Source organism: Mycobacterium sp. Aquia_213 (assembly GCF_026625985.1).
In the GTDB taxonomy this organism is placed as follows: domain Bacteria; phylum Actinomycetota; class Actinomycetes; order Mycobacteriales; family Mycobacteriaceae; genus Mycobacterium.
In genome coordinates this window covers 5,469,697-5,482,052 of record NZ_CP113116.1, presented here as the reverse complement: position 1 = coordinate 5,482,052, position 12,356 = coordinate 5,469,697, and the positions used below count along the sequence as shown (strand labels likewise).

6 protein-coding genes are annotated in these 12,356 nt (G+C 67.8%); all 6 read left to right on the top strand.

What is annotated here, in order from left to right:
* The first annotated feature begins 11 nt into the window (after positions 1-11).
* The 6 genes from LMQ14_RS25645 to eccCa all read left to right on the top strand — a co-directional run bounded on the left by LMQ14_RS25645 (position 12) and on the right by eccCa (position 12,330).
* Positions 12-1,598 (top strand): PPE family protein, encoded by a 1,587-nt coding sequence (locus LMQ14_RS25645; RefSeq protein WP_267732408.1) that lies wholly within the window; start codon positions 12-14, stop codon positions 1,596-1,598.
* 129 nt (positions 1,599-1,727) lie between these two features.
* Complete coding sequence (locus LMQ14_RS25640) at positions 1,728-2,633, top strand: class I SAM-dependent methyltransferase (protein WP_267732407.1); 906 nt, start codon at positions 1,728-1,730, stop codon at positions 2,631-2,633.
* 208 nt (positions 2,634-2,841) lie between these two features.
* Positions 2,842-4,326, top strand: a complete 1,485-nt coding sequence (locus tag LMQ14_RS25635; RefSeq protein ID WP_267732406.1) for a PPE family protein — start codon at positions 2,842-2,844, stop codon at positions 4,324-4,326.
* A gap of 569 nt (positions 4,327-4,895) precedes the next feature.
* Positions 4,896-6,749, top strand: a complete 1,854-nt coding sequence (gene eccA / locus LMQ14_RS25630) for a type VII secretion AAA-ATPase EccA (RefSeq protein ID WP_267732405.1) — start codon at positions 4,896-4,898, stop codon at positions 6,747-6,749.
* Positions 6,746-8,353 (top strand): type VII secretion protein EccB, encoded by a 1,608-nt coding sequence (gene eccB / locus LMQ14_RS25625; RefSeq protein ID WP_267732404.1) that lies wholly within the window; start codon positions 6,746-6,748, stop codon positions 8,351-8,353. The genes eccA and eccB overlap by 4 nt, the downstream gene beginning before the upstream one ends.
* Positions 8,350-12,330 carry a type VII secretion protein EccCa gene (gene eccCa, locus LMQ14_RS25620; protein WP_267732403.1) on the top strand — a complete coding sequence of 1,327 codons (3,981 nt, stop codon included), beginning with the start codon at positions 8,350-8,352 and terminating at the stop codon, positions 12,328-12,330. The genes eccB and eccCa overlap by 4 nt, the downstream gene beginning before the upstream one ends.
* Positions 12,331-12,356 lie beyond the last annotated feature (26 nt).

The window sequence follows — 12,356 nt, the reverse complement described above, 5'->3', positions numbered from 1 at the left end:
GGTGTCCAGCAATGACCGCCCCGATCTGGATGGCTTCGCCGCCGGAGGTTCACTCCGCCTTGCTGAGCAGCGGCCCGGGGCCCGCATCCATGTTTGCCGCCGCGGCGGCGTGGAGTTCGATGAGCGCCGAATACGCTTCGGCCGCAGAAGAACTCAGCGGGGTGCTGGCGACGGCGCACGCCGGAGCGTGGCAGGGGCCCAGCGCCGAGTCCTACCTGGCCGCGCACGGCCCGTATCTGGCCTGGTTGACGCAGGCCGGCGCGCACAGTGCCGCGGCCGCCGTACAGCATGAGACGGCGGGCACGGCCTACGCCGCCGCGTTGGCGGCGATGCCGACCCTGGGCGAGCTGGAGGCCAACCACGCCGTGCACGGCGTGCTGATGGCGACGAATTTCTTTGGCATCAATACGATTCCGATCGCGCTCAACGAGGCCGACTATGCCCGTATGTGGGTTCAGGCGGCCGGCACGATGACGGCCTATCAGGCCGTCTCCACTGCCGCGGTCGCGGCCACACCGCACAGCGGCCCGGCGCCGCAGATCCTGAGATCGGAGGCCGCGGCCGCGCACGACCACGAGGACGACGATCACGAGGGGCACGAGCACGGCTTCGACAGCCCGCTCAACCAGTTTCTCGCCCAGATTCTGCGCCTGTTTGGACTCGACTGGGATCCCGCCGAGGGGACGCTGAACGGTGTGCCCTTCGACGACTACACGAACCCGGGCGACATCCTCTGGTGGGTGGTGCGCGCCCTTGAGCTCTTCTCCGACTTTCAACGGTTCGGGGCGTTGTTGCAGGAAAACCCCGCGGCGGCTTTCCAATTCATCACGCAGCTGGTGCTGCTGGACTGGCCGACCCACCTCGCCCAGCTCGGCAGTTGGCTACCGGCCCAGCCGCAGTTGTTCTTGGTGCCCATGCTGATCGCGGCCGCGCCATTCGGCGCGGTGGGCGGCTTCGCGGGCCTGGCCGGGCTGCCGTCTGCCCCGCTGCCCGCGGCGGCGCCGGCCCCACCCGCCGCGCCCGCGCCCGGCCTGCCGGCGGCGCTCGGGACGACGCCCATCGCCGCACCGGCCGCCGCCGCCGCGACGGCACCCGCACCCGCGCCGACTCCCACGGCAAGCGCCGTGGCCAGTGTGGCGTCACCCGCTGCACCTCCCGCCGGGGCCGGTTTTGCGCCGCCCTACTTCGTGGCGCCACCCGGCATCGGGTTTGGCTCCGGGATGAGCGCGAGTGCTGCCGCGGGTGCCAAAAAGAAGGCGCCGGAACCAGATTCGGCCGCAGTGGCGGCCGCGGCGGCCGCCCGAGAAGAAGCCCGGGCCCGGCGCCGGGGGCGACAGCGCGGCTACGGCGACGAGTTCATGGACATGAACGTCGACGTCGACCCGGACTGGGGTGGGCCGCCGTCTTTGGCGGCGGAGGCGTCCGATCGGGGCGCCGGGCATCTCGGGTTCGCCGGCACGGCGCGCAAGGAAACTGCTGCCGCGGCGGGCCTGACCACCTTGGCCGGCGATGAATTCGGCGGTGGGCCCCGCATGCCGATGCTCCCGGGCAGCTGGGACCAGCAGGGCAGTGCAGGGCGGCACGACAGCGACGGCTAGCCGCCCAACGCGGCCGTCGAACGCAGTTCACCGTGCCGTTGACCGATGGCAACGTCGGTTGCCTGTGCTCAATACCCGTTGCACCCCAGGGGGAACGGGGTGTGCGCGCGGCGGCGTAGTGTCGGTCGGGTGCGTAGCGAAGGCGACACCTGGGACATCACCACAAGCGTCGGTTCGACGGCGTTATTCGTAGCGACCGCGCGGGCGTTGGAGGCGCAAAAGCCCAACCCGCTGGCCCTCGACCCGTATGCGGAGATCTTCTGCCGTGCCGTCGGTGGTTCGTCGGCGGACGTTCTCGACGGCAAGGAACCCGACCACCCGCTCAAGAGCGCCGACTTCGGCGAGCACTTCGTCAACTTCCAGGCTGCTCGCACGAAGTACTTCGACGAGTACTTCCTGCGGGCCGCCGACGCCGGCGTGCGGCAGGTCGTCCTCCTGGCCGCCGGACTCGACTCGCGCGCCTACCGGCTGGACTGGCCCGCCGCGACCACGATTTTCGAACTGGACCGCCCGCAGGTGCTCGACTTCAAGCGTGAGGTGCTCGCCGGCCACGGCGACCAGCCGCGGGCCGAGCGCCGGGAGATCGCGGTCGATCTGCGCGACGACTGGCCACAAGCCTTGCGGGACACCGGCTTCGACCCGGCGAAGCCGTCGGCATGGATTGCCGAGGGTCTGTTGATCTATCTGCCGGCCGCCGCCCAGGAACAGCTGTTCACCGGCATCGACGGCCTGGCCGGACACGGCAGCCATGTCGCCGTCGAGGACGGCGCACCGCTGCAGCCCGACGAATTCGAGGCCGCCGTCGCCGAAGAGCGTGCGGCCGCCGCCGAGGGTGACAAGCGGGTGTTCTTTCAGCTGGTCTACAACGAGCAACACGCCCCGGCCACCGAATGGTTCGGTCAGCACGGCTGGAACGCGGTCGGCACCCCGTTGGCCGACTACCTGCGTGAGGTCGGACGCCCGGTCCCCGGACCGGAGACCGAAGCCGGGCCGATGATTGCCCGCAACACCCTGGTCAGCGCCGTCCGGGCCTGAGCTCGCTGCAATAGCCTCGCGCGCCGATCTGGCGCGCCTTTCTCTGAGCATTCGATGAGTCAATAACGCACGGGAACTTTTGCGCACCGCCTCCCGACTACTACCGGGCTGATACGTGTGCCGTCCACTGCCCGGGCGTCGCCGATTCCGGCCAGGCGAGGAGTGCTGGAATGGCGCCATCGTTGCCGCGCGCGATCGGCGGTCGAAAATGACCGCACCGATGTGGATGGCATTGCCCCCGGAGATTCATTCCACCTTGCTGAGCAGCGGTCCGGGACCCGGCAGTTTGTTGGCCGCCGGCGGCGCCTGGAGCTCGTTGAGTGCCTCGTACGCGGAAACAGCGGACGAACTCTCCGCGATCTTGGCGGACACTCAGGCCGGGGCCTGGCAGGGGCCGAGCGCCGAGGAATATGTGGCCGCCCATGCGCCCTACCTGGCTTGGCTGACGAAAGCCAGCGCCGACAGCGCGTCGATGGCGGCCCAGCACGAGACGGCCGCCGCGGCGTACAGCGCGGCATTGGCCGCAATGCCGACGCTTCCCGAACTGGCCACCAACCACGTCGTCCACGGCGCCCTGATGGCGACGAATTTCTTTGGGATCAACACGATTCCGATCGCGGTCAACGAGGCGGACTACGCACGGATGTGGGTCCAGGCCGCCACCACGATGTCCACCTACCAAGCCGTAGCCAGCACGGCGTTGGTGGCCGCGCCGCAGGCCGATCCGGCGCCGGTGATCATGCACGCCGACGACGACAGTGACGGCGAGGGTGACGGCGACGATGACGACATCGTCGACGATGACTCCGGCAATCCCTACCAATTGAGTTGGTGGATCAACCGATTCCTGGAGATATTCCAGACCTTCGCACGCGACCTGAAGGATTTTCAGACGGATCCGATCGGGGCCATCACTCATCTGCTGGCCGACCTCGGCCCCCTGATCGCCGATGAACTCGGCCACGCGCTCGAGGCCATTCAAGCGTTCGCCCCCCAAATCGCGATCATCGTGGCGACCTCCACCCTTGGATTCGCCGGAGCCCTGGCGAGCCTGGCGTCGCTGGCGGCGATCCAGCCTCAAGTGGCCCCGGCCCCGGTGGTGCCCGCACCACTGCCACAGACGCCGCGCCTGCACGCGGTGGCCGGCGGTCCCGCGGTGGGCGCGCACGCTGCCCCGACGCCGAGCTCGGCCCCGGCTGCGGCTCCGGCGTCCGCGCCCGCCCAGGCGCCCGCGTCCGCAGGGCCGCCGCCTCCTGCCGGGATCGAGGGCGCCGGCTACCCGTATCTGGTGGGCGGCCCCGGGATTGGGACCGGCTCGGGGATCAGCAGTCGCGCACAGCGCAAGGCGCAGGAGCCCGACTCCGCTGCGGCCGCCGCAGCGGCGGCCGCAGCCGCGGAGCTGAAGCGGCAGGCGCGTCGGCGCCGGAGTGCGGGAATGAGGGGCCGCCAGCCCGGCTACCGTTACGAATTCTTGGAATCCGACGGTGAGTCGGCGGCGGATCCATTCGTCGACGCGGCGGCCGGCACCGCGCCGTCTGAGCAGGGAGCGGGTGCGCTGGGTTTTGCCGGCACCGTCGGCAAGGACGCCGTTGCGGCGGCAGGTTTGGCGACGCTCGAAGGCGACGAGTTCGGGAGCGGACCGTCGTTACCGATGCTGCCAGGTACCTGGCATCCCGACAGCGGACAGCAGTGAACAGGCCCGTGGTCGCCGGATCAGAGGGCTGGCGCAGGCGGGGAACTTTTCCGGTCGGTCAGCCGACTATTAACTGCCTGCTCGCCGCGCCGCCTACTAGCTAAGGCGACCGTTGCGCCCCACCCGATCGGTTAGGAGTCGCTGCTGTGACCGCGCCGGTTTGGACGGCCGCACCCCCGCGCCGGCGTGCGGCGATCAACGACCAGCACCGCGAATCCGAGCCGACACCTGGGATTGGCGCTAGCTGGGTCGTAACGTCTGACCGTGGGGTGGGGACCCCTGTCAGTTTCACCGGTCTCGCGGAGTCGGAGGTGTCGGGCTCCGGGCACCTGAGACACGCTTTGATAATGAAAACCATATTCAGTAAGCTTTGCCGCCAAGAGAAGTGCGGCCAACGCCACAACTGGAGAGGTGCACCGGTGATCGGGCAGAACATCGAGGTCAGAGCCCCCGATGGGGGCCGGCGGGTGGCCGGTCGGACGACCCCAAGCGCCTCGACAGTTAGCTTATGCAATGCTAACTTCAGCAAATTAAGTTAGGGGAGACTATCTTCATGGAAAATAGCGGCCGTGGAACTCGGTGACAGTGGTGCGCTCGCAGTCCAGCCCGGCACTCCACGGCTGGACACCAGAGTCGACGGCGACGTCGTCAGCCGGTTTGCTACGTGCTGCCGGGCACTGGGTATCGCGGTCTATGAACGCCAGCGTCCGGCCGATCTGGCCGCCGCTCGCTCGGGCTTCACGGCGCTGACTCGCGTCGCCCATGACCAGTGCGACGCATGGACCGGGCTAGCGGCCGCCGGCGATGCGTCCTTCCGGGTACTCGAGGCGGTGTCGCGCACCGCGGCCACCTCGGGCGTCCTGCAGCGGCAGGCCGACTTGACGCCCGGCGCGCTGGGCTTCCGCTATGACAGCGGCCTCTATCTCCAATTTCGCGCCGCCAATCCCGACGAGTTTCACCTCGCCTTCGCGGCCGCCCTGGCAACGGCCGGGCGATTTGCCGACGCCGACGAGATCGTCACCGGTCTCAGCGCGCGCCGCCCGAGTTGGCGTGAGGCGCGGTGGATCTCCGTCGTCATCAACTATCGCGCCGAGCGGTGGTCCGACGTCGTAAAGCTGCTGACCCCAATCGTCAACGACTCCGATCTCGACGAGGCCTACTCACACGCGGCCAAGATCGCCCTGGGCACCGCGCTGGCCCGGCTGGGTTTGTTCGCCCCCGCGCTGTCCTACCTCGAGGAACCCGAAGGCCCGGTCGAGGTCGCCACCGTCGACGGGACGCTGGCCAAGGCCCTCGTGCTGCGCGTGCACGTCGACGAAGAGTCGGCAAGCGAAGTCCTGCAGGACTTGTATGCGGCACACCCCGAGAACGAACAGGTCGAGCAGGCCCTGACCGATACCAGTTTCGGGATTGTGACCACCAACGCGGGCCGCATCGACGCCCGCACCGATCCATGGGATCCGGAAACCGAGCCCAGCGCGGAGGACTTCGTCGACCCGGCTGCCCACGAACGCAAGGCCGTGCTGCTGCACGAGGCCGAACGCCAGCTCACCGAATTCATCGGGCTGGACGAGGTGAAGAACCAGGTTTCGCGGCTCAAGAGTTCGGTGGCCATGGAGCTGGTGCGTAAGCAGCGCGGGCTACAGGTTGCCCAACGCGCCCACCACCTGGTGTTCGCCGGACCGCCCGGGACCGGCAAGACCACGATTGCGCGTGTGGTCGCCAAAATCTATTGCGGCCTCGGCTTATTGAAGCGGGAGAACATCCGCGAGGTGCACCGCGCCGACCTGATCGGTCAGCACATCGGCGAGACCGAAGCCAAGACCAACGCGATCATCGACAGCGCACTGGACGGGGTGTTGTTCCTGGACGAGGCCTACGCCCTGGTGGCGACCGGCGCCAAGAACGACTTCGGGCTGGTGGCCATCGACACGCTGCTGGCCCGGATGGAAAACGACCGCGACCGGCTGGTGGTGATCATCGCCGGATACCGGGCGGATCTGGACAAGTTCCTGGACACCAACGAGGGTCTTCGGTCGCGGTTCACCCGCAACATCACCTTCCCGTCGTACAACTCCCATGAGTTGGTGGAGATCGCGCACAAGATGGCCGAACAGCGCGACAGCATCTTCGAGCAATCCGCGCTCGACCACATGGACGCCCTGTTCGAGAAATTGGCGACGGCCTCGACACCCGACTCCAACGGGGTCGAACGGCGCAGCCTGGACATCGCGGGTAACGGCCGTTTCGTCCGAAACATCGTCGAGCGCTCCGAGGAGGAGCGCGAATTCCGGTTGGACCATTCAGAACAAGCGGGAACCGGTGCGTTCACCGATGAGGAGCTAATGACGATCACCGACCGAGATGTCAGTAATTCGGTAGAGCCGCTGCTGCGCGGCCTTGGGCTCTCGGTGCCGTCATGACCAACCCGGAGCCCCAGGACGAACGACGTTCGTTCTCCTCACGTACCCCCGTCAACGACAATCCCGACAAAGTCGTCTATCGCCGCGGGTTTGTCACCCGGCACCAAGTGACCGGCTGGCGCTTCGTGATGCGCCGCATCGCCTCCGGAATTGCCTTGCACGACACCAGGATGCTGGTCGACCCGCTGCGTACCCAGTCGCGGGCGGTGCTGATGGGCGCCCTCATTCTGATCACCGGCCTGGCGGGCTGCTTCGTGTTCTCGCTGATCCGGCCGAATGGTCAGGCGGGCAACAACGCGGTGCTCGCCGATCGGGACACGGCCGCGCTGTATGTGCGGGTCGGTGACGACTTGCACCCGGTGCTGAACCTGACCTCGGCCCGGCTGATCGTCGGCAAGCCGGTCAACCCCGCCACGGTGAAAAGCAGTGAGCTGGACCGCTTTCCGCGCGGAAACCTGATCGGCATACCGGGTGCCCCAGAACGCATGGTGCAGAACGCATCTCACGACGCGAACTGGACGGTGTGCGATGCGGTCAGTGAGGCGGCCCAGGGGTCGCACGCGGTGCACAGCACCGGCGTCACCGTAATCGCGGGCGCCCCCGACAGCAGCGGCGCGCGTGCCGCGGCGGTCGCGGCCGGCCAGGCGATCCTGGTCGAGTTCACCGGTGACAAGGGCACCAGCACCTGGCTGCTGTGGGACGGCAAGCGCAGCCAGATCGACCTTGCCAACCACGCGGTCACCACCGCGCTGGGCCTGGGTGCCGACCTGCCCACACCGCGGCCCATCGCGGCGGGCCTGTTCAACGCGATCCCCGAAGGGCCCGCGTTGACCGCACCCGGCATCCCGAATGCCGGCGCCCCGGCCAACTACCCGGTCCCGGCGCCGATCGGGGCGGTCGTGACGTCCTACGGCGTCGACCCGGGCAACGTGCGTTACTACGCGGTGCTGCCGGATGGCCTGCAACCGATCTCGCCGGTGCTCGCCGCGACTCTGCGCAACACCAATTCCTATGGCCTGGAACAACCCCCGCGGCTCGGCGCCGATGAGGTGGCCAAGCTACCGGTGTCGCGGCTGCTGGACACCACGCGCTTTCCCGACCGCCAGGTCGCCCTCGTCGACGCGGCCAAGAACCCCGTCGCCTGCGCGTACTGGAGCAAACCGGCCGGGGCCGCGAGCAGCTCACTGAGTCTGCTGGCCGGCTCAGCGCTGCCGGTGCCCGAAGCGGTACGCACCGTGAACCTGATCGGTGGTGGCTCCCAGGGGATCGCGACCCGCGTCGCCCTGGCACCGGGCACCGGCTACTTCGCTCAGAGCGTCGGTGGCGGTGCGACCTCGCCGGGCGCCGGATCGCTGTTCTGGGTGTCCGACACCGGAGTTCGCTACGGCATCGATAACGAGGCCGAGAACGGCGCCGCCGGACACGGCAAAACCGTTGAGGCCCTTGGCTTAACCCCACCCCCTATTCCCATTCCCTGGTCGATACTGTCGCTGTTCGCGACGGGCCCGACGCTATCGCGCGCCGACGCGCTGCTCGCACATGACGGCTTGGCGCCCGATAGCAAGCCCGGACGTCCGGTGTCGGCTGAAGGAGCACCCCGATGAGCCGACTGATCTTCGAAGCCCGCCGGCGCCTGGCGCCGCCGAGTACCCGCCAGGGCACCATCACCATCGAGGCACCTCCCGAGCTGCCCCGGGTGATTCCGCCGTCGTTCCTGCGCCGTGCCATGCCCTATGTGCTGGTGATCCTGATCGTCGGCATGATCGTCGCGCTGGTCGCCACCGGGATGCGGGTGATTTCTCCGCAGACCCTGTTCTTCCCATTCGTGTTGCTGCTGGCGGCAACCGCGCTCTATCGCGGCAACGACAACAAGATGCGCACCGAGGAGGTCGACGCCGAACGCGCCGACTATCTGCGTTACCTGTCGGTGGTTCGGGACAACATCCGCACCCAGGCTGCCCAGCAGCGCGCCGCCGCACAGTGGTCGCATCCCGAGCCGGCCGCACTGGCAACCGTGCCCGGATCTCGCCGCCAATGGGAACGTGACCCGCACGACCCCGACTTCCTGGTGTTGCGGGCCGGGCGTCATCAGGTTCCGCTGGCCACCGCGGTACGGGTTCAAGACGCTGCCGACGAAATCGATCTGGAACCGGTGTCGCACAGCGCATTACGCAGCCTGCTCGACACCCAGCGCACCGTCCGCGATGTGCCCACCGGAATCGATTTGAGCAAAGTCTCCCGGATCACCGTCCTCGGCGAGCCGGACGAGGTGCACGGCGCGTTGCGGGCCTGGATCGCTCAGGCCGTCACCTGGCACGACCCGACGGTGCTGGGGGTGGCGATGGCTACCCGCGATCCGGAGAGCCGCGATTGGTCCTGGCTGAAGTGGTTGCCCCACATCGACATTCCCGGTGAGGTGGACGGTGTCGGGCCGGCCCGCTTTCTGTCCAGTAACCCCGATGAGTTGATCTCGCTGCTGGGGCCCGCGCTGGCCGACCGTCCGGCGTTCAACGGGGCGTCGGCGGATACGTTGCGGCACTTGCTGATCATCGTCGACGACCCCGACTACGACGTGAACGCTTCGGCGCTGGGGATCGGCCGGGCCGGAGTGACCGTCGTGCATCGCACCGCGACATCGCCTAACCGCGAACAGTATTCGGATCCGGAAAAGCCGATTCTGCGGGTCGCGCACGGGGCCATCCAGCGCTGGCAGACCGGCGGCTGGCAGCCCTTCATCGACAACGCCGATCGGCTCGCCGCCGACGAGGCCGCGCACCTGGCTCGTCAGTTGTCCCGCTGGGATTCCAATCCCACCCACACCGGACTGCGCTCGGCGGCAACCCGGGGCGCGACCTTCACGACGCTGCTGAATGTTCCGGACGCGTCGCAGCTGGATGTGCCGACCCTGTGGGGGCCGCGTCGCCGCGACGACGAGTTGCGGGTGCCGATCGGTGTCACCGCGACCGGCGAGCCGCTGTACTTCGACCTCAAGGACGAAGCCGAGGGCGGGATGGGTCCGCACGGCCTGATGATCGGTATGACCGGTTCCGGCAAGTCGCAGACCCTGATGTCGATTCTGTTGTCGCTGTTGACAACTCACTCGGCGGACCGGCTCATCGTGATCTACGCCGACTTCAAGGGTGAAGCCGGTGCGGACAGCTTCCGGGACTTCCCGCAGGTGGTCGCGGTGATCTCGAACATGGCCGAGAAGAAATCGCTGGCCGATCGGTTCGCCGACACGCTGCGCGGTGAGGTCGCCCGCCGCGAAACGTTGCTCCGCGAGGCCGGCCGCCGGGTTCAGGGCAGTGCGTTCAACTCGGTGGTCGAATACGAGAACGCGATCGCCGCCGGGCATGACCTGCCGCCGATCCCGACGCTGTTCGTGGTCGCCGACGAGTTCACGCTGATGCTGGCCGACTACCCGGAGTACGCGGAGCTTTTCGACTACGTCGCGCGCAAGGGCCGCTCGTTCCGTATCCACATTCTGTTCGCGTCCCAGACGCTGGATGTCGGCAAGATCAAGGACATCGACAAGAACACCTCGTACCGCATCGGTTTGAAGGTGGCCAGTGCCAGCGTTTCTCGCCAGATCATCGGCGTGGACGACGCGTACCACATCGAATCGGGCAAAGAGCACAAGGGCGTGGGCTTTTTGGTGCCCGCGCCCGGCGCCGCCCCGATCAAGTTCCGCAGCACCTACGTCGACGGCGTCTACGAGCCGCCGCAGACCGCCAAAGCACTTGTGGTGCGGTCTATTCCGCAGCCAAGGCTGTTCACGGCCGGGCGGGTGGAACCCGATCAGGGCACGGTCATCACCGGGGCGGACACCGAAGAGTTCGCCGGTCCGCCGCGCAAGCTGATCGCGACCATCGGCGAGCAGCTCGCTCGCTACGGGCCGCGGGCGCCGCAGCTCTGGCTGCCGCCGCTGGACGAACCGATCCCGTTGACCACGGTGCTCGAGCACGCCGGAGTGCCGGACCGGCAATGGCGTTGGCCGCTCGGTGAGATCGACAAGCCATTCGAGATGCGCCGCGACCCGCTGGTGTTCGACGCCACGTCGGCGTCCGGCAACATGGTGATCCACGGCGGCGCCAAGTCCGGTAAATCGTCTGCGCTGCAGACGTTTATCCTGTCGGCCGCCAGCCTGCACTCGCCCCGTGACGTCTCCTTCTACTGCCTGGACTACGGCGGCGGGAAGCTGCGCGCGCTCGAAGATTTGGCGCACGTCGGCAGTGTGGCGTCACCGTTGGAACCCGAGCGCATTCGCCGCACCTTCGGTGAGCTCGAGCAGCTGCTGATTTCCCGGCAGCAGCGAGAGGCGTTCCGGGACAAGCAGGGTGCGACTCACGACGATGGCTTCGGCGAGGTGTTCCTGGTCGTCGACAACCTCTACGCCTTCGCCCGGGACAACACCGACCAGTTCAACACGCGTAACCCGTTGCTGGCCAAGGTGACTGAACTCGTCAATGTCGGCCTCGCGTACGGCATCCACGTGATCGTCACCACCCCGAGCTGGCTGGAGGTGCCGTTGGCGATGCGCGACGGCCTTGGTCTGCGCCTCGAGCTCAAGCTGCACGATGCGCGGGACAGCAATGTGCGGGTGGTCGGGGCGCTGCGCCGCCCGGCCGACGCGGTGCCGGCCGAGCAGCCGGGCCGCGGCCTGACCATGGCCGCCGAGCACTTCCTGTTCGCGGCGCCCGAGCTGGACGCGGAAACAAACCCAGTGGCCGCGATCAACGCCCGCTACCCGGGGGTTGCCGCACCGCCGGTTCGGCTGCTGCCGACCAACCTGGCGCCCGATGCCCTCGGGCCGTTGTATCGCGGATCCGAACAGGTCGTCATCGGCCAGCGCGAAGAGGACCTGGCGCCGGTCGTGCTCGACTTCGCGGAGAACCCGCTGCTGATGGTGTTCGGCGACAGCAAGGCGGGCAAAACCACGTTGCTGCGCCACATCATTCGCACCATCCGCGAGCACTCCACGTCGGACCAGGTGGCGTTCACGGTGCTGGACCGGCGGCTGCATCTCGTCGATGAGCCGCTCTTCGCGGACAACGAGTACACCGCCAACATCGACCGCATCATCCCGGCGATGCTCGGCCTGTCCAACATCATCGGATCGCGGCGCCCGCCGGCAGGCTTGTCGGCAGCGGAGTTGGCCCGGTGGAGCTACGAGGGCCACACCCACTACCTGATCATCGATGACGTCGACCAGATTCCGGATACACCGGCGATGAGTGGCCCGTACATTGGCCAGCGGCCGTGGACCAGCCTCCTGCCGGAGCTGAGTCAGGCTGCTGATCTGGGGTTGAGGGTGATCGTCACGGCACGGGCCACGGGGTCGGGGCACGCGCTGATGACCAGTCCGTTGCTGCGCCGCTTCAACGACTTGCAGGCGACGACGTTGATGTTGGCGGGCAACCCGCAGGACAGCGGGAAGATCCGTGGTCAACGATTTGGGCGGTTGCCTGCGGGACGGGCAATTCTGTTGGGAGACAGCGAAAGCCCGACATATGTGCAGTTGGTCAACCCGTTGGTTGGCGAGTCTGTTGTAGGGGGAGCCGATGATGGTTTCGCCCGCTGATGATGGTTCGTGAAACGCAACAAAAG